General features: G+C 68.8%; 15 protein-coding genes and 3 pseudogenes. 6 read left to right on the plus strand and 12 right to left on the minus strand.

Annotation, left to right across the window (positions count from 1 at the left end; translation table 11 throughout):
* Positions 1-12 precede the first annotated feature (12 nt).
* Positions 13-399: pseudogene (locus FB465_RS35360) on the plus strand (hypothetical protein); the annotation flags it as partial.
* Positions 400-614: 215 nt separating this feature from the next.
* Here FB465_RS35360 and FB465_RS35365 read toward each other — a convergent pair.
* Entirely contained in the window at positions 615-1,127 is a 513-nt protein-coding gene (locus FB465_RS35365) for a hypothetical protein (RefSeq protein WP_145797033.1), read from the minus strand.
* Between the two features lie 593 nt (positions 1,128-1,720).
* Here FB465_RS35365 and FB465_RS35370 point away from each other — a divergent pair.
* On the plus strand, positions 1,721-2,221 hold the full coding sequence (locus tag FB465_RS35370) for a hypothetical protein (protein ID WP_145796937.1): 501 nt from the start codon (positions 1,721-1,723) through the stop codon (positions 2,219-2,221).
* Here FB465_RS35370 and FB465_RS35375 read toward each other — a convergent pair.
* The 3 genes from FB465_RS35375 to FB465_RS35385 form a co-directional block, all read right to left on the minus strand.
* Positions 2,187-2,969 (minus strand): IS5 family transposase, encoded by a 783-nt coding sequence (locus tag FB465_RS35375; RefSeq protein WP_145796936.1) that lies wholly within the window; start codon positions 2,967-2,969, stop codon positions 2,187-2,189. The two genes, FB465_RS35370 and FB465_RS35375, sit on opposite strands and share 35 nt — an antisense overlap.
* A 413-nt stretch (positions 2,970-3,382) precedes the next feature.
* Positions 3,383-4,546 carry a DNA topoisomerase subunit B gene (locus tag FB465_RS35380; protein WP_145797034.1) on the minus strand — a complete coding sequence of 388 codons (1,164 nt, stop codon included), beginning with the start codon at positions 4,544-4,546 and terminating at the stop codon, positions 3,383-3,385.
* 522 nt (positions 4,547-5,068) lie between these two features.
* On the minus strand, positions 5,069-5,689 hold the full coding sequence (locus FB465_RS35385) for an L-threonylcarbamoyladenylate synthase (RefSeq protein WP_145786529.1): 621 nt from the start codon (positions 5,687-5,689) through the stop codon (positions 5,069-5,071).
* A 485-nt stretch (positions 5,690-6,174) separates the two neighbouring features.
* Between FB465_RS35385 and FB465_RS35390 the strand changes: the two genes are divergently transcribed.
* Positions 6,175-6,363 (plus strand): hypothetical protein, encoded by a 189-nt coding sequence (locus tag FB465_RS35390; RefSeq protein ID WP_145786528.1) that lies wholly within the window; start codon positions 6,175-6,177, stop codon positions 6,361-6,363.
* 380 nt (positions 6,364-6,743) lie between these two features.
* Here the strand turns inward: FB465_RS35390 and FB465_RS35395 are convergent, their stop codons facing one another.
* Complete coding sequence (locus FB465_RS35395) at positions 6,744-7,388, minus strand: dihydrofolate reductase family protein (RefSeq protein ID WP_145786527.1); 645 nt, start codon at positions 7,386-7,388, stop codon at positions 6,744-6,746.
* A 1,695-nt stretch (positions 7,389-9,083) separates the two neighbouring features.
* Positions 9,084-9,284 (minus strand): hypothetical protein, encoded by a 201-nt coding sequence (locus FB465_RS35400; protein WP_145786526.1) that lies wholly within the window; start codon positions 9,282-9,284, stop codon positions 9,084-9,086.
* A gap of 299 nt (positions 9,285-9,583) precedes the next feature.
* On the opposite strand from FB465_RS35400, the gene FB465_RS35405 reads away from it, so the two are divergent.
* On the plus strand, positions 9,584-9,829 hold the full coding sequence (locus FB465_RS35405; protein WP_145786525.1) for a hypothetical protein: 246 nt from the start codon (positions 9,584-9,586) through the stop codon (positions 9,827-9,829).
* A 493-nt stretch (positions 9,830-10,322) separates the two neighbouring features.
* Here FB465_RS35405 and FB465_RS35410 read toward each other — a convergent pair whose 3' ends face one another.
* On the minus strand, positions 10,323-10,961 hold the full coding sequence (locus tag FB465_RS35410) for a pYEATS domain-containing protein (protein ID WP_145786524.1): 639 nt from the start codon (positions 10,959-10,961) through the stop codon (positions 10,323-10,325).
* A 250-nt stretch (positions 10,962-11,211) separates the two neighbouring features.
* Here FB465_RS35410 and FB465_RS37350 point away from each other — a divergent pair, with 250 nt between their 5' ends.
* Positions 11,212-11,367, plus strand: a complete 156-nt coding sequence (locus FB465_RS37350) for a DUF1259 domain-containing protein (protein WP_246192418.1) — start codon at positions 11,212-11,214, stop codon at positions 11,365-11,367.
* Positions 11,368-11,509: 142 nt separating this feature from the next.
* On the opposite strand, the pseudogene FB465_RS35420 reads toward FB465_RS37350, so the two are convergent.
* Positions 11,510-12,938 (minus strand): annotated as a pseudogene (locus tag FB465_RS35420) (IS1182 family transposase).
* 96 nt (positions 12,939-13,034) lie between these two features.
* The gene (locus FB465_RS35425; RefSeq protein ID WP_145786522.1) at positions 13,035-13,613 is read right to left on the minus strand and encodes a GNAT family N-acetyltransferase; all 579 of its coding nucleotides are present in this window, start codon (positions 13,611-13,613) and stop codon (positions 13,035-13,037) included.
* A 294-nt stretch (positions 13,614-13,907) separates the two neighbouring features.
* On the opposite strand from FB465_RS35425, the gene FB465_RS37640 reads away from it, so the two are divergent.
* Positions 13,908-14,033 (plus strand): hypothetical protein, encoded by a 126-nt coding sequence (locus FB465_RS37640; RefSeq protein WP_281292310.1) that lies wholly within the window; start codon positions 13,908-13,910, stop codon positions 14,031-14,033.
* 141 nt (positions 14,034-14,174) lie between these two features.
* On the opposite strand, the gene FB465_RS35430 is transcribed toward FB465_RS37640, so the two are convergent.
* The 3 genes and pseudogenes from FB465_RS35430 to FB465_RS38070 all read right to left on the minus strand — a co-directional run.
* The gene (locus FB465_RS35430) at positions 14,175-14,588 is read right to left on the minus strand and encodes a hypothetical protein (protein WP_145786521.1); all 414 of its coding nucleotides are present in this window, start codon (positions 14,586-14,588) and stop codon (positions 14,175-14,177) included.
* A 20-nt stretch (positions 14,589-14,608) separates the two neighbouring features.
* Positions 14,609-16,858 carry a hypothetical protein gene (locus FB465_RS37355; protein WP_170290777.1) on the minus strand — a complete coding sequence of 750 codons (2,250 nt, stop codon included), beginning with the start codon at positions 16,856-16,858 and terminating at the stop codon, positions 14,609-14,611.
* Between the two features lie 142 nt (positions 16,859-17,000).
* Positions 17,001-17,288, minus strand: a pseudogene (locus FB465_RS38070) (DUF4365 domain-containing protein); the annotation flags it as partial.

Genomic DNA, 17,288 nt, shown 5'->3' on the forward strand with positions numbered 1-17,288 from the left:
CGCGGCTGCGCGATGGCCGAGCCGTTCACGTTCGTCGTCGATGCCGACGGGGTGCTGCGACTGGCTCCGCGCCGCAGCGAGCACGTGGTGTGCGCCGGCGGCGAAGCGGTGCTGAGTGCCGGCGAGATGAGCTTCCGTGAGGAGCCCGGGCAGTGGACGGTCGAGGAGGTCAGCAACCAGTCGACCGGCTACTGCCCGGACGTCAGCTCGTGGCCGGCCGTGGCCAAGGCCCTGGACCGGATCGGGATCGCGCGCCCGTCCGGCTTCACGCACGAGGTGGTCTTCCGCGGCTGCCGCTCCTGCCGGGAGCTCAACATCGTGCGGGAGGAGGACTTCATCTGCGTTTTCTGCGGCGAGGACCTGCCGCGGCGGTGGAACGTGACCGAGCGGGATCGCTAGGCGCACGGCGGCTTGTCGCCAGGGTTCTTGGAGCGTTTGTTCGGCCGGTAGCTGGGTCCGTTCATGACCACCTTGCTTCCGGTTGTTGGTCTGTGCGGGCCCTCACCGCGCGACCCGTAGCGCGGATGGGACGCTGCCATCGTGCGGGTGATCGAGCGCTGTCCCAAGAGGGCTACAGGTGCAGACCGCGGCGAACAACAGCGTTGCCCTGAACGTCACGGGGTGCAGAAGACGGTGTGGTTGCCGGAGTCGTATCCGTTGCTGTACTCGTGGTAGTCGAACAGTTGGTTGACGTGGCAGCCGTTGTAGTCGAACTTCAGGTAGATCGAGAACCCCTTCGGGCTGGCCGCGGGCCAGTCGATATTGATCGCGCGGGTCTGGATGTAGGGGGTGTTCCCGTTCGGGACGCCGGAGATGGAATCGCGGTGTTGGCCGATCTCGTCCCAGGTATCCAGAGAGACGTTCCAGCCGCTCCCGCCGTAGCCGCCGACCTGGACGTTCATGTACGCCTGGAAGAACCGGCACGTACCGCCGAGGTAGCTCACCCTGCCGCCGCCGAGCCCGACGTTTCCGCTCTGCCCCGGCATCGGGCCCCAGACGTTAAGCCCGCCGAAGTCGTACTCGGGGCAGTCACTGGCCTGGGCCGATGACACCGGGCCCAGGACGACGACGCCGGCGAGCAGGGGGAGCGCCGCCAGAGCAGCCTTCAGCTTGTTACTGATCGCCATGTTGAATCGCTTTCTGAAGTCGGGAGTGCCGAGAGGGAGGTCAGTGGCGGTGATGTAGCGGTAGTGGTGGTGGTCGGCGAGGCACGTGCGGATGACTGGGGGCCGTCGTAGCCCGACTCGGTCCTCCCATGCGTGGCCACGGGCCGGGCTGTGAGGCCCGGCACGAAGCCAGTCGGCGCAGACAATGGCTCACCCCTTCTCCACGAGCGGGAAAGCGCGAGACGCACCCCGCCCAGGTCGGTGCCCAGCCCCCGTCCGCCACGTGATGGCTGTAGGTAAGGGCGTTGAGGCGTGGCTCATCCTTCAGTGAGCGTGGCTTTGATGACCAGGCAGAAGGCGCTGGCAGAAACATCGGCAGTTTCCGCAGAAGCCGCCCTGTGGTGTACTCGCCAAGGACAGGCAGGACGATCATGCGGGGGCAGGGTGGACGGGAAGAGACTTGGCGCGGTGCTCCGCGCCCGGCCCATCAAAACAGGACTGAGAAGCCGTTGTCTTATCGGGCGTGATCGGCTTGTTTCCGCAGGCCAGGCATAGAGTCCGTGGCGGCGCGGCAGGGTTGGTCCATCGGGTTGTCTCGCGGTGGAGGTGCCGGGGTGGCGTCGGTGATGGGATTGCTGGAGGAGCGGGAGTTGGCCGCTCGGCAGCGGGTGGAGTCGTTGCGCGAGGAAGTGGACCGGATCGTGGCCGAGTTGCGGGACGCGGAGACGGACTGGGAGCGATGGACGATCGCCCGGGAAAGGGTCGACCGGGTCCTGGCGGAATCGCAGGGGCAGCAGGCCGCGGAGACAGCTCCCGCGTCCGGGGCGGCGCCGGGCCGTTCGGTCGTGCCGGTGTGGCGGTCCGGGCTCGCGCCGAGCGTGCTGGCGGTGGAGTATCAGCGCATCGTCAATCTGCTGGCTGATCGGCAGCATGCCGGCGAAGGCGGATCGATGAGCTGTCAGGAGATCGCGGCCGCGCTGGGGCTGGAGCTGGCCCCGGCAAAGATCGAGGGTGCGGTGCGGTCTCGCGCCAAACGCCTGGTGGCCAGGGGTTGGCTGGCCGAGGACACGCCGGGCCGGTTCAGCTGGACCGGCGGGCCAGGCGGCGGCTCATGACCATGGTCATCGACCACAGCAGCATCGCCTCGGCGGTGTCGGTGCGGGTTTCGTAGTCCCGGGCCAGGCGGCGTGAGCGCATCAGCCACGCGAATGTCCGTTCCACCAGCCACCTCTTCGGCAGCACCTTGAAGCCCGCAGTGTCGTGGTTGCGTTTGACCACCGTCAACGCGATGCGCCAAGCCTTCGCGGCGATGTCGACCAGGCTTCCGGTGTAGCCGCCGTCGGCCCACACGAGCGTCAGCCGGAAGTACCGTGCCCGCAGCCGGGCCAGCAGGCTCGCACCCGCCTCTCGGTCGGTGACGTTCGCGGCGGTGACCAGCACGGCCAGCAGCAGCCCGAGGCAGTCCACCACGATGTGCCTCTTGCGGCCCGGCACCATCTTCCCGCCGTCGTATCCGCGCGTTGCGGCCGGCACCGACGCGGCGGCCCGCACCGACTGCGAGTCGATGATCCCCGCCGTCGGCTCCGGATCCCGGCCCTCGGCCCGCCGAACCTTGTCGCGCAGCCGGTCGTGCAGCTCCTTGATCAGGCCCTTGTCGCGCCAGCGTCGGTAGAAGGCGTAGACCCGGTCCCAAGCGGGGAAGTCCGCCGGCATCGCCCGCCATTTGATGCCGTTGTCGACCAGATACCGCACGGCATCCAGCATCTGTCGGTGGCAATAGCCCTCCGGCTGGCCGCCCCGCCCCTCCAGCCACCCCGGCACCGGCAGCGATGCCCGGACCACGGCCCACTCCGTGTCCGTCATGTCCGACGGATACCGCGGCCGGCGCTCTGGCCGATCAGCCGCGTTCCCGTACACATGCGCGAGGCAATCACACAACGACACGCGGGAGTTGGACGCAACCAGCACGCGCACGACAGACTGCAACACCAGGGCCTCCTGCTTTTTGCTCACGGACTCGACACCCTTGAGCTGTGCAGGAGGCCCTACCTTCATGCGCCAACCGCTCGACGATCACCCAATCGGGACTTCCGTTCGATCGACAAGTTCCTTGATCGGTACGACAACGGCTTCTGAGCTATCAGCGGCACACCAGGTGTGACATGTCGATGGATAGGACCCGCTGGACGGTTTCGAGCCCAGGGTCGACCGCCGTGTGCTGCAGGCCGCCCTGCCGGCCCCGATTCCAGGGGACCGGCAGGGCGGCCTGTTCCTGGTCAGTCCCGCCGGGCGCCCTGGATGATCCGGTCGATGACGGCTGCGGCCTGTTCCGAGTGACCTCCCAGCCACTTGCCGAGGTGTTCCTGGACGGCCTCTTCGACGCAGGCGCCCACTGCGGCGTTACCCAGCCAGCCGCGCGTGGAGCCCTCGAACTCGGGATGGTCCAGCTTCACCGACACGACTGCTGTCAGACCTTCGCCGATCCGATCGGCGTCAAGGTCGGGATCCGTCGCAGTCAGCAGCCGCCGCTCCCGTGCGTATGCGGTGACTGCGGCCGCTACCCCGTCGCGGAAGCCGCGCTCGTGTGTGCCGCCCTCAGTGGGCCGGCTGTTGGCGAAGCTCCGGACCCGCTCGTCGTGGGAGGCACGCCAACGCAGGGCCACCTCCACCGTCCCCGCCATCCGCGGTTCCTCCCGCTCGAAGCCGATGATGTGCGGATGAACGGGTTCCTCCTTCTGCTCGTCAAGGATGGCCACGAAGTCCCGCGCGCCGTCGGGGTACCGGAACCGCGCCGACCGGGCCTCGCCCGGTCGGCGCTGATCGGTCAGAGAGATCTCCAAGCCCCGGTTCAGCAAAGCCAGTTCCCGGAAACGCTCGGCCAGTCCGTCGAACGAGTACTCCGCGGTTCCGAAGATGTCAGCGTCGGGCCAGAAGGTGATGGTGGTCCCGCTACCGGTCGACGTGCCCGCCTCGGTGAGCGGGGTGACGGCCACCCCACGCGCGTACTCCTGAACCCAGCGGGCTCCCCCACGCCGTACTTCGGCCGTCATCCGGCTCGACAGGGCATTTACGACGAAGGGTCCCACCCCGCAGAAGCCGAGCGTCACGTCGTGGCGGCCGCAGGGCCCCGCCCCGGTCTGCATGCGGGTCAGCAGGGCTTCGAGGCTGGAGATGCCCGTGTCCCCCGCTTCGCCGATGCGGACGCCCCGCCCATCGTTGGCGACACACACGCCGCTGTCGGATGTGAGAGTGACGGCGACGCAGCTGGCGTGGCCGGCGAGGACCTCGTTCACAGCCCGGTTGGCGACCTCGAACACCAGGTGGCGCAGGCCGCGTTCACCGGTCGAGCCGATGTACATCCCAGGCCGCTTCCGGATGGCTTCCCACCCCTCCAGCACCTGGATCTGGCTGGCGTCGTACTTGCTGGCTTCCTCGCTCATGATGTCCCCTCCGATGCTGTCCAGCAGAACTCCTCAGCCTAGGCGAATCTCTGGAAAACACCAGGTCAGACCATGTTTGCCGAGTGCGTAGACGGGCGGGTGAGAGCCTGCCTGGAGACGGTCGATCCCGAGGTCGCAAACTGGCGCCGGATCGCTGCCACGGGCCCGGCGAAGCCGCGTACGACACCGTTTTTGACGGCCCCGAGGTCCCCAATTTCATCAATTTGCGCGTCAGCCCGGGATTCCATGTCTGTCGGCTTCGCCGCCGCACTGATCCGGTCTCTGACCGAGCACCTACGAGGCCGGACGGGGCCGGCGGGGCGTAGTGCCGCTGCCAAACGATGAGCCACACCGGACACCACCATCGGGTCGTGTTCCGGCATGGGGTCAACTATCCGAACGGTTCACGACTGCGCTGCGCGCCGATGTCCTCGGCGCGCTCGGCGTCCTCAAGGTCGCCGCCGCAGACTCCGGCCTCGGCGGCACCCTGACCCTGACAGCTTTCTCAGCCGGCCCGGCCCGTCACTCGAAGCGCGTGGGGTTGCCGGCCCCGTGGCGGATGATGTCCGCTCTGCCGCTGGAGAAGTCGACGACCGTTGTCGGTTCCGTGCCGCAGTCGCCGGAATCCACGACGGCGTCCAGTACGTGGTCGAGTCGCTCCTTGATCTCCCACCCCTGGGTCATCGGTTCGTCCTCGCCGGGGAGGAGCAGGGTGCTGGAGACGAGGGGCTCGCCGAGTTCGGCGAGCAGGGCCTTGGTGACGGTGTGGTCGGGGATCCTGACTCCTACTGTCTTCTTCTTGGGGTGCATCAGGCGGCGTGGGACCTCTTTGGTGGCGGGGAGGATGAAGGTGTAGCTGCCCGGCGTCGCGGCCTTGATGGCGCGGAAGACGTTGTTGTCGATGTGGACGAACTGCCCCAGCTGGGCGAAGTTCTCGCACATCAGGGTGAAGTGGTGGCGGTCGTCGAGACGCCGGATCGACCGGATCCGTTCGAGGCCGTCGTGGTTGCCCATGCGGCAGCCCAGGGCGAAACAGGAGTCGGTCGGGTACGCGATGAGGGCCCCGGAGCGGAGGCTGTCGGCCACGGTGCTGATGGTGCGCGGCTGGGGGGTCTGCGGGTGCACGTCGAAGTACTTCGCCATTGGCCGACCCTACGGGATTCGCGCGACGATGGGCGCGGCGGCGGCGTCCCGCTCCCGGTGCAGTCCTGGAGGAGGGAAGTTGGTCCAAGAGGTGTGTCATGCGTTGTGCGGGGTTGGCGCCGGCGATCCGCTCGCGTCTTGGCGGGCGAGCTGTGCTGTTGGCCGGGCTGCGGCCCGGCTGGCGCGCCCGCCGGATGTCCGCGACGGGGTGTTCGGGCAGCTGTGGGAGGCTGTGCGGGACCGTGAGGTCGGGGCGGTGCGCACCTGGCCGGCACGCGCCGACACGCAGGCCACCCGGGAGCGGGACCGGGCGGAGCACGTCATCGCCACGTGCGCGGAGGAGTTCCTCGAGCACCAGCGGCTCAGGGCTTCATGGGACCGCGAGGCCGAGAGGGCTTATGAGGCCGACGCGAGGAAAGCGCGTCAACTGCGCCACGACCCGCGCACCGAAGGTCTCCGATCCGCCGGGGGTCGCGCATCGGCGGATGCGGGACATCATCGGTGCTCTGCGGCGGCTGGGGAACGAGCTGCCGACCCGCGGCGTGCGGGGCCTGGTGGAATCGCTGTCCATGACGGTGAAGTCCGCAGGCCAGCGGGTGACCCCGGCGCAGCGCGAGGAGGCCGATGAGTGGCTCGCGCGCGGGCGGGGGGCTGCGCGGCGGGGTCGCGAGTGAGGCCGTACCGCAGAGGGCGGCCGACGTCCGTGTTCCCGCCTCCCGGCGCGGTCCGTGGCCGGCGCCCGCCCGGCCGCCCCGCAGGACCGGCCCTGCGACCGCTCACCCGTCGTGGCTGCCTTCAACCTGTGGAGCGAGGCTGCCGATGACGCGCCGCCGGGCACCCTCCGGGTTGCGTGGGGCGTCGGCCTCCAGGACGGGGATACGGATCCGCTCGGCCGCCTGCGACATGCCGGCGGGATCTCGCGGACCATTGCATGACGGCGGTGACCTCTCTGGCGTCGCGGCGTTGGCTCCTCGAACTGCCGACGCCGCGACGGGAATACCGGCCTGGCGGATGCGCTGGCGGCGATACGGATCCGTCTGGCGTGGGGGCGGGTTCAGTCGTTGCGCCCGGTACCGCGATCGGGTGCGCTCATGTCGCCGGTCCGGGGTGTGCCGTCGGCGAGCCCGTAGCGCAGGTACACGGTGCCCTTGGGGCTGGCTGCCGGCGGTTCGAGGAGTGTGACGTTCGTGGGTACCGCGCCAGTGTCGAACACCTTCTTTCCGACGCCGAGCACGATCGGGTGCACCCAGAGGTCGAGACGGTCGAAGAGCTTCTCGCGCAGGAGGGTCTGCACCAGGTTCAGGCTCCCGACGACCTTCACGTGCTCGTGCCGGTCACGGATCTCGCGCACCGCGCCGGCCAGATCCGGGCCGAGCTGCACGGATGGGGCCCAGGAGAGGTCGGGCCTGCCGCGGGAGGCCACGTACTTCGGGACGCTGTTGAAGAGCGTGGCGATCCGGTTGTCCTGGCCGCCCTCCTGGTGCGGCCAGTAGGCGGCGAAGATGTCATATGTGCGCCGGCCGAGCAGGAGGGCGTCGGTGCCCTCGTACGCGGCGCCGATCTGCGCCCCGGCGACATCGTCCAGCAGGGGTGCCTGCCAGCCGCCGAACGGGAACCCCACCGGGTCCTCGTCGGGGCCGCCGGGCGCCTGCCCGACGAGGTCGAGGGTTGCGAACAGCTCGATGTGGATGAGGCCCATGCCTTGCTCCCGATGATTGGTTGGCTCGGTCGGAGGGTTGGACGTGCGGGAACCCGCAAACTCATCGCTGCGACGCCACCGGGTTTCGCCCGGTGCACCGGCGGCGATCCCGTCCCGCGGTCAAGGTCCTTCCGACTCCTTGCAGTAGGGCTCGGCAGGTACGCCGTGCGCCTTGACCCCGGCCCGCATGTCAGATTCGTGGTGGGCCTCGCTGCCGGTAACCGTCAGCATCTTTGGAGGCCACGTCCCGCTCGTCCTCCGGGCCCATTCGGCTGGTGGTTGATCAGTTCCCCGGCTGCTGCCGCCCCGTTCTCCCGCCGGGCACGCCCGGGCCGATGCCGAGCATGCACCCCGGACCGGCGTACCGGTACGGGTGGGTGCGGCTGAAGCATGGCGCTGCCGGGGAAGGGCGGGCCGGGAGTCAGGCCGCTCTACCCAGCCAAGCTCCCCGAAAGCGCCCCCGCACTACCCAACACCACCAACACGCCCACCGAATGATCGGCTACACCACCAAGCGGGACACGACCCACCGGCGGCGAGGCGGACCCGGCGTTCAGGCCCGGTGCGTGGCTGCGCAAGCAGGATAAGGCGCGCACCGACGGCAAGCTGACAGTCCAGCAGACCGCCCTCCTGGACACCCTGCAGACCATCACCACCGACGCCACCGGCAGCTGACCAGCAACGGACCACCACCGGGTCCGGGCCACCGCGCGTCCTGGACCCGCGAGGACCTGGCCGACGAGGAGTACTACGAAGGACGCCCGCGCCTGGGCCAACCTTCCGGCCGGCACCAAGGGCGTCGTCACGCTGGTGCGCCGCTGCCCGACCCCGTGCCCGTACGTCGTCGCGTTCGACTGCGGCCCCGAGTGCGGAGTGCGCGACCTCCAGGTCCAGCGGATCGCCGACACCGCCTGACCTGCACCGCTGTCCACCAGTTGGAATGGCATGAGCGACAGCGAGATGACGCGGCGGAGCCGGTACGTCGACCAGGAGATCTCCGCCGCACGGCCGAGCTGGTTGCCACCGTGACCGCATGACCCGCCGTCATGGCGCCGAAACGGCACGATCGATCGGGCGCCTCCGCCGGTGTCGGCTCCGCCCGGCGCGGTACCGGTCCGACGGAGATCAGCGGGCGGGATGGTCACCCAACCCAAGGCGAAAATGTCGTGCGTCATACCCACCTTTGCGGCCGGTATGCACCCATCGGGGGACCACTTTGGCCGGAGTCGGGCTTCTTCCGCTCGGATGGCCTAACGTTCTTCTCGTCGCTCCTGCGGCAGGCTCCACCACTTCCACACCAGGCCGGAAGGTCCGGCCGAACCGAGTGGGGAGGGGCCCGCTTTATGGGGCGCAACAATCCGAACTGGTACCAGATGCTAGGCCGGTGGCTCCGCCGCAATATGGGGGTCATCAGCGGCGTGGCGACGGTGGTGGGGGTGATCATCGGGATCGTCCGCTGACGGTGCCACCGGCGTCGGGCGGCCCCGAGAGGGACAGGGCGGGAGACCGCTGAGCAGAGATCCCGACACGAAGAAGGCCCCGACCAACTCCCAATTGGTCGGGGCACTTCGTCTTTTGGCGGCCTCCGCGGTCTCACCGTTGGTGAGCACCGCCCGTCGACCCGGCTAGGCTGGGTGCCGCTGACGGTTCAACCGTAGCAGCGGGGGCTCTTGCTGGCCGACGATGGCCCGAACCTCACCCCGGTGCCGTTCGGACGGGCGGCTCCCCGTCGGGCGCCTGGCCCTCGTCGACGTATGCGCCGCGCCCGTACCGGGCCGCCAGGTCGAGTGCCTCCAGCAGCGCCGGCTCCCACCCGGCGGCTGGCAGGTGCCGCACCTCCAATCCGCCTTTGGCGAGCGCGCCGAGCAGCACCTGGTGCCGTACGCCCTCGCCCACGCGGCGGCCTGCAGCTCGCGTACGGCCGGCCTGGCCTTGAGGGTGCGCGAACGCTGCTACTCGAGACTCTTCGCGGCCCGGGCGTCCAACTGTGCCAGCTTGCGCCGGGCTGGGCCTTACCGCGCTGCGGCTTTCGCCTGCTCGCGTGCCGTCCGGGCGGTGGCCGCAGCGGCTTCGAAGTCGGCTTCGGCCGTCTCGAGGGCCGCGCGGGCGCGTTTGACGACGGCCTTGGCCTCCACTGTTATCTGGGGTTGTCAACCTGATCTCGCAGGTCAGCGCAGAATCAGACGTTCTGTCACATGAGGCACGTTCAGGTCTCGCTTACCGACGTCCTTCAGGGTGGTGTCATCTCCCGGGTACCGCTACCCAGAAAGGACCTGACCGTCGTATCGCAGGGCGTCACGATCAAGCCCGGCCTGTCCGTGGGCGGGTACGCCGCTTTCGCCCTGGGCCGCCCGGCCAAGGCGGCGGGCCCGGTGGCCGGGGCGAAGAAGCCCGCGGCGGTGGCGTACACGGGGCGGCTGGACGGCATCGGCGGCAGCTGACCGACCCTGCTGGGCCGGTCCGGGGAGAGGGGGAGGGTGGGCGTTCACCGCGTTGTACGCCGGACGTGGACGGCTGGACGACCTCGGGTGCGGCTGGGCCTGGTCGGCGGTTCACCGTGCGCGCCCGCGGAGAGCATGGAGCACCACCTGTTGAAGCTTCAGTTTACTGACCACCAATGACGCAACCTGATGGTTCATCAGGGCGAATGTAAGGCTCCTCCCGGCAGCTTTGGCCGACTGCCCGGGATCATCTGGCAAGTACGTTGGATGGTTTGCGGGAGGCGGGATGGTGCTGGAGGACCTGCGGGTCCAGAAGTCCCCGCCGGCCCGCGAAATCTCCTGCGACTACCGGCTACGCCTCCGTGTTGCGGTATGTCGTCATGCGACGGGTACCGGCGCTCCCCAACCCAGAACTCAGCCACGCGATCAGCTCTCCCGTTCGCCCAGATCTCGGCCTCTGGCTGTGAGAGAGCAGACGCTAATGCCCGACTCATCACGATCGAGGACGTTCTCCAGGTGCGATCTGATCGTTCGTCTCAAACACGGACGCCATCTCGAAGTCGAGGAATCTGCTCAGGACCACGTCGCTCCCGTCTTTGAACACGACCCGGCAGGCGCACAGCGGGGATCCGTACGCGGCTGTGGAGAAGCCGATCCGCCCGCCCTCGTTCAGCACATCGAAGACACGGTTCCCCCAGCGCCTCCCAAGGAAGAACTGCGCTCGTTCCACCTCGTCAAGGCTGCCAGTCCGGGATGTAACGAGATAGACGAACACGTCGAAGCGCTGCCTCGGCACCTTTGACGGACTGATGACGTGAGCGAGCTGGATCCCGCGCGATTTCTCATTCAACTGGAGGCGGTACTGCTCCCACACAGCCGAAGCCCCAGGGGATTCGGGATCAGGAAGGCCCTCGATATTATGGTTGACCTCGGGTACAGGAACGGGTGCCGCCTCACGGGCCATTTCTGACTGGTAGTGAGGAAGTTCATCGCGCAGCTCGGCCAGCTTGACCGACAACACACCGACTCCGAACTCGAAGCCGCCGCCCTTTTGCAGACGCCGCGCAATCTCGTGAGCGACGACCGTGAGCTGCTTACGGAACGCGACCATGACACCGACGATGAGCAGCACCCACGCGAGAGTCTGCATCAACGGTACGTATGCATTCACGCGCCAACCTTAGCTCCCGCTCCTTCTTGGGGCAGTTACAGCCTCTCCACTCGCGCGCCTCGCCAACATCACTCGGCCCCTGATGCGCACCCGCGCGAACACGGAGACCCGGGCCAGCTCGCCGGGTGGGACCGCAGATGAAGGAGCTGATCACCCACAGCGACCACACCATCCTGCCCCGCCCGATCTACATGCTGCCCATCGGCCTGTCATGGGTGACCTCGTGGTGACCGAGGACGAGCTGCCCGAGGTCACAAACGCGCTGCAGGCTGCCGGCCTGGAGCAGAGCGCGATCCACAAGCACCTGCTCCAGCAGAGCCTGGCGATCTGGTGGACCCACACACATCCACCGGCCACGCTCGCCTAGGAGCGTGTCCCAGTAACCGGAAACTGACCGGGTGATCGTGGTCGCCGAGGTCGGTTGTGGTCGCCCGGCCTGTGCCTGCCGCGCGGGTGGCCGGTCCTGTCTGCCGGGGAAGTGGCCCGAGGGGGTCGGTGGCCCGGGCCGGTCAGGCGGTCGCCGCGGCGAGTCCGGCGGTGCCGACGTGTCGGAAGGCCTTGCGGAAGTTGTGGCAGGCGGCGAGCAAACGCCACTCTCCTCGGGCGCCGTCCTCGCCGCGTAGGAGGAGCTGGCGGCCGTTCTGGCAGGTCATGATCTGCCCGAAGACGGGTTCGACGATGGCCTTGCGGCGGCTGTAGGCCTTCCGTCCGGGCTTGGTCCGCAGCTTGCGGGCCATGCGCTCCTCGGGCGTGGCGTTCTTGGGGATGCGTCCGCGGGGCGCGGGTGGGACCTGCTCGTCGCGGCCGAGCCGGCCGGTGGCCATGAACGTTTCGGTGCCGCAGGCAAGTTGGCGGTCTTTCGCGGCTTCGAGGTTGGTCTCGGAGCAGTATCCGGCGTCGACGAGGGCCTGCTTTGGGGTGGAGGCCGGTGTTGGTGGCGGACTGGTCGAGCATGGCAGTGTAGTTCAGCGCGTCCGAGGCGTTGGTCGTCACGTCGGCGGCGGTGACCACCTGATGCGCCTCGTCCACGACGGCCTGGGCGTTGTAGGCCTGGATGTAGGCACCGTCGCTGTTCTTCATGATCCGCGAGTCGGGGTCGGTGAAGTTGGCCTGGGCCTTCGGCTTCGGGCGGGCCGCCTTGGCGGCCTTCTCGCCGGCGTCGGCGGCGGCCTGCTCGTCGCTGGTGCCGGCACGTGCCTGGCGGCGGCGTTCCTTGGCCTCGGCGTGCTTGCGAGCCTTGTCGGCGGCCTCGGCCTCGATCTGCGCGCGGGCGGCCTGCAGCCGTGCGAGGCGCTTCTCGCGCCGGTCCAGCTCGGCGGGCAGGTCGACCTCCTTGCCGTCGGGGCCGAACCGCTCGTCCTCCGCGGTGTCGGTGGCCTCGGCGTCGGCCAGCAGCGCGGCGGCCTTGGCCTCCAGGTGGGCGATCTCGGCCTCGATACGCTCCTCTTTGTCGACGAGGCGCCCGTAGCTCATGGCCTTGTGCTTGGAGGCGTTGGCCTCCAGTTTCGTGCCGTCCAGGGCGACGCGGCCCATCTTGACCATGCCGGGCCTCTGCGCCAGATGCAGAGACTGGAGGAACAGGTCGGCGAGCGCATCGAGGTGGCGGCGGCGGAACCGGGCGATCGAGCGGAAGTCGGGGGCCTGGTCGGCGGCCAGGAACCGAAACGCAACGTCGTCCACGCAACGGCGCTCGATCGCCCGGGAGGAGCGGACGCCGGTGGTGTAGCCGTAGATCAGCAGGCGCACCATCAGGCGCGGGTCGTAGGGCGGGTAGCCGCGCTTTTCGGTGTAGTCGGCCAGGATCGGCGAGAGGTCGAGCGCCTGGTCGACCAGGTCGGCGACGAACCGGGCCAGGTGGTCCTCGGGCAGCCAGTCGTCCAGCGACGGCGGCAGCAGCAACACCTGGTGCGGGTCGAACGTCCGAAACCGCTTGTCCACCGCCGCCGGACGGGGCTTCGGCCGAGGCGCTACCGGAGTCAGCTTGAACAGACCATCTTCACCAACAGACACAGCTCATCTTCGCGTGCCTGGGAGTCACCGCGCCGGGTGCGGGTGGCCGCGATGCGCGACCCATTCATCGGCGAGGATGGCCATCGTATGCCCGTCGATCCATTCGCCGTTCCAGCACAGTGCGTCACGTCGGGTTCCCTCGTGGATGAACCCGATCTTCTCGTAGACGTGGCGGGCGCGCGGGTTGAAGGCGAAGACCAGCAACTCGATCCGGTGCAGGCCAACGCTTTCGAAGGCGTGGCCGAGGATCAGCCGGCTCGCCTCGGTACCCAGTCCCTGGCCGAAGGACCGGCGGTCGAACAGGCTGATGCGGAATGAACAGGAACGGTTGTGGACATCAAGGTCCGACAGGACGACCTCACCGACGCACACGCCAGTGGTTCGCTCAACCATCGCCAGGTCCAGCCGATCGGGATGCTCGGCGCGGGAGCCGTACCAGCGTTCCAGCGTTTCGAGGCTGAACGTTTCGTGGGTACCGGTCAGCCGATCCGCTTCAGGATCGGCCGCCACTGCGGCCAGCGCGTCGGCCATGCAGACCGGACGCAGAACCACGCGCTCGCCGGTGAGTGTCGGCTTCTCAACGAAGGAAATCTCGGGATGCATGAAAACGATCTTGGCTGGTAGCCGCCCGTCCCCGTCAACACATTTACTGACCCACGCTCCTAGGGCGTGAAGAATGCGCTCGCCACCACCGGCATCCCCCCGGCGACGGCGCCGCCCGCTACGACAGCGCCGTCCACGCCATGCGAGCGGGCAAGAGTTTCGACCGAAACGTTTGCAGGCCACCGTGCCGTACTTGCCTCACGAACCCTCAGATATCCGTAAGGCACGCGGGCAAACTGGCCTTGTCCCTCACATGTCTGAACCCTCTGGGCAACCCCAGATAACGCCCGCGTCATGTTCGGCGACCTCGGCATGACGGTCGAGCTCCTAGGCCTGGTCTTCGGTGGTCCAGGCGTCTTCCTCGGCGTCGGCCGTCTCGTTCCGCAGCCGGTCGGCGTCGAGACGAAGCTGCTCCAGTAGCTCGGACTGCCTTGGGGCCGCCCGGGGCGGCTTCTTCTGGGGGGTGGGGCCGCTCCGGGGCGGCGGCCACGGCCGCCGTGCTAGTTCGGCCGACGGGGGCGGCCGGGAAGATGGGGGAGGAGACGGGGTGAAGCGTAGTGGTCAGCCGCCCGCGGTGAGGTCGCGGGCGGCCTGGTCGTCGGCGAGGGCGGCCTGGAGCGTCTCGGCGAGCTCCTGGTCGGGGCCGTCGCCGATCTGGTGCCCGGCCGCCCGGGTGTCCTCACGGGCCTGGGCCACCAGCGCCGCGACGAGCTGGCGGCGCTGGGCGAGAAGCTCGCGGAGCTGGTCACCGGAGAGCTGCTCCTGGGCCTGGCGCAGGGAGCGGCCGAGGTTGGTGAACGCGGACATCTGCTCGGGGTGCCGGCGGGTGAGCTGGTTGGCCATCCAGGCGGCCGTGGGCGGTTTGCGCAGGGCGCGGGCCTGTAGGGCGAGCCCGCGGTCCCCGGCCTTTCTGGCCCGGGTCCCGACGTTGGTCGGGACCCGGGCCGCCAGGGCATGTTCGCGCAGCAGCTGCATCGCCCGCTCCCCGCAGTCGCTCACGGGCTGGTGGCCGATGACCTGGTCCGTCGACAGGCGAGCCGACGGACTGTCGCGGAAGGGTGATTCTTGACGGTGGCGATGGCGTCCTGGACGTCCTCGTTGAGGATCGTGGTGTCGGCGAGGGCCTGAGCGACCGCCTGGGGGATCACGACGGACGTGTCGCTGGCCGCGCGGCGCAGTCCGGCACGGGCGTCCAGATCGGGTGTCTCTTGTTTGGCGCGGGATGCGATCTCGTAGGCGGCTTCGATCCGCACCCTGTGGTGCGGATCGGACAGCAGGGCGAGAAGGAGCGGGGTGTCCTCGGGCCGGTGCAAAAGGTGAATCAAGAAGACTGCGTCGGCCCGTTGTTGCCAGTTTCCGGTTAGCAGCCGGGCGCGCCAGGCCGCTTGCTGTTCGGGGGTCAGCAGGCCAAGTGCGGTGGCCAGCCACGATTCGGCGCCGCCGACTTCGGTGAATCCGGATGGCGGCCCAGCAGGCGGGGTAGCGCTGTCGACCGCGCGTCGCAGTGCGGTGGCGAGGTCTTCGCGTACCTGATCCGGGATCTGTTCGGTGTTCCGGGAGAGGAGAAGGCAGACCCCTCGTTTGTAGTCGCCAGGTGCCTCGGGATGGCCCACCAGCTCGACGATCTCATCCCAGCGGGCGTGCTGCGGGTACGCGATGTTGAGGACGGCCAGGGCGCGCGCGTCGTCGATCGTGCGCATCCGCCACTGGCCCTGGTCGAGACCGGTCAGCAGTGCGCGGATCTCCTGCGTCAGGCGCGAGATTGCATGCTGGCCGACATCTGCGCCAAGGGTGGTGACCTCTCCCACGGCGGCCAGCGCGGCGAAGTCGCCCGCCTTGATCTGCTCAATCAGCGCTGTTCGCGCCTCGGAGTCCGTGTGGGCGATCCGGCCGAGCATCGCGACGCAGATCCCGTTCAGCTCGCCGGTGTGCCGTAGGGCGGCCTTGCGCCACTCGTCCCGGGCGGAGGGCGCGTGGAAGACGTCGTCGGCAAGGCGGAAGATCAGCTGGACCACAGGCTGGGCCAAGGCGGGCCGGGCCCACGGAGCCCGTGCTACGAGCAGGTCGCGCACCTGCTCGTGGACGGTGGTGGTCGCCGCTTCAAGGACGCCGCCGAGGGCGAGCAGGGCATGGTGCGCGACGTCCGTGTTTGCCGACACGCTCGGCGGGATCTGCACGCCCCCGTTGAACAGGGCCGTGCAGTGGGCCGCTGCGGCGTCGGCAGCCGGAGCCTCAAGAAGGTCGCCTGCGTGCTCCCACAGTTCAAGATGAGCGCGGAATGCCCGCACCGACCATGATTGCGCCACCACCGACCGGACCGTGCGCACCACCGGGGCGACCGGCCCCAGCCGCCGCAGTTGCTGCACCGCCTTGGTCAGCGCCGAGACGTCGCCGCTGATCCGCAACAGGCCCAGGGCGTTACCGCTCTCTTCGTCTCCCTGGCCGTCCTGATCCTGCTCGGCGTCGAGCAGGATTTGTCGGGCTAGCAGACTGGTGCAGGCCCGCCAAGCCCCAACATGGGCAGAAAGGTTGGCGGTCCACCGGGCGGCCTCGAGTTCGTTGTAGACAGGATTGCCTTGGCCGAGACCGATACTGCCGGTTTGGGCCCAGTGGTCGAACGTTCGGTCCATGGCCTGCTCGTAGGCGCTGGCCAGGTTCTGGGTGCGCCACCACGAGGCGGCCGTATCGCTGGCGGTGATGAACGCTTCGAGCTCACCTTCATCCCAAGGCGCGGCTCGGAAGATCGACTCGGCGGCTGCCGCCGCGACGGCTGATGTGGTGGGGTCCTTTGGGGCGAGGAGCACGGTGATGCGCGCCAGCGCGGCATCCTCCCCGGCGCCGTGGTCGTCGGCCAACTCCGTTCGCACGCGGGCGCGCTGGACCAGAAGCCAGGCGAAGTCCGCCGGTTCGGCCTCGTCGCGATCGATCTCGGCGGTAAGCAACTGGAGAGCCTGCGCGTACTTCTCGTCTTCGAGCAGCGCGCACGCCGCGACGACTGTGGCGGCAGTGCGCTCGGCCGGACCGGGAGCGGAGGAGATGAGCCCGGTCACGGCGGTTGTATCGCCATCCAGGAGCACCGCACCGTACGCGGCGACAAGCTGCCACTGCCAGCTCCCTGACCTGCCGGCCTCCTCCAGCGAGGGAACGCTGGAGTGCCTGGAGGCAAAATGGTCCAGATCGGCGATCCGGACCTGAGCCAGCAGCGCCAGCGCTTCCTCCGGGCCGATCGCATGCGCGAAGCCCACGTTGCGATGCGGCCGCGACCAACCGCGGAACCAGCAGGGCGTGTCGCAGGCGGTCGCCCGGACTGACGGCGGCTCCACTGCGCAACCACGCCGAGCCCTCCCATGACGCCGGGGCACGTTTGCTGGCCGCGACCTCGAGGAGCGCGGGCAAGTGCTCCTCGTCGATAACCTGGGAGGCGGGAACGCAGATCTTGAAACCCTTGCCGGTGCTGCGGACGTCCTCGGGCGTGACCTGCGCCCAGTACGACGTGCTCGTGTCCAAGTCATGGAGCACCAAGATCACGGCAAGGCCATGGCGGATCCAAGCGTCGAAATGCTTCGATTCCCTCTCCCGGTGCCACCACCCCTCCACAACCCCGTCAGGGTTCTTACAAGGGGACCGGAAGTAGTCGCTCGACCCGCTCGCTGAGCCGGACTTGACCTGGACGCC

The sequence above is a fragment of the Kitasatospora atroaurantiaca genome, assembly GCF_007828955.1.
Taxonomy (GTDB): domain Bacteria; phylum Actinomycetota; class Actinomycetes; order Streptomycetales; family Streptomycetaceae; genus Kitasatospora; species Kitasatospora atroaurantiaca.

Excerpts from the sequence above, each read along its gene's own strand:
- FB465_RS35365 (WP_145797033.1), bottom strand. The coding sequence starts at position 1,127 with ATGGCGATCAGTAACAAGCTGAAGGCTGCTCTGGCGGCGCTCCCCCTG.
- FB465_RS35375 (WP_145796936.1), bottom strand. The coding sequence starts at position 2,969 with ATGACGGACACGGAGTGGGCCGTGGTCCGGGCATCGCTGCCGGTGCCG.
- FB465_RS35380 (WP_145797034.1), bottom strand. The coding sequence starts at position 4,546 with ATGAGCGAGGAAGCCAGCAAGTACGACGCCAGCCAGATCCAGGTGCTG.
- FB465_RS35385 (WP_145786529.1), bottom strand. The coding sequence starts at position 5,689 with ATGGCGAAGTACTTCGACGTGCACCCGCAGACCCCCCAGCCGCGCACC.
- FB465_RS35390 (WP_145786528.1), top strand. The coding sequence starts at position 6,175 with ATGCGGGACATCATCGGTGCTCTGCGGCGGCTGGGGAACGAGCTGCCG.
- FB465_RS35395 (WP_145786527.1), bottom strand. The coding sequence starts at position 7,388 with ATGGGCCTCATCCACATCGAGCTGTTCGCAACCCTCGACCTCGTCGGG.
- FB465_RS35405 (WP_145786525.1), top strand. The coding sequence starts at position 9,584 with ATGAGGCACGTTCAGGTCTCGCTTACCGACGTCCTTCAGGGTGGTGTC.
- FB465_RS37350 (WP_246192418.1), top strand. The coding sequence starts at position 11,212 with ATGGGTGACCTCGTGGTGACCGAGGACGAGCTGCCCGAGGTCACAAAC.
- FB465_RS35425 (WP_145786522.1), bottom strand. The coding sequence starts at position 13,613 with ATGCATCCCGAGATTTCCTTCGTTGAGAAGCCGACACTCACCGGCGAG.
- FB465_RS37640 (WP_281292310.1), top strand. The coding sequence starts at position 13,908 with ATGTTCGGCGACCTCGGCATGACGGTCGAGCTCCTAGGCCTGGTCTTC.
- FB465_RS35430 (WP_145786521.1), bottom strand. The coding sequence starts at position 14,588 with ATGCAGCTGCTGCGCGAACATGCCCTGGCGGCCCGGGTCCCGACCAAC.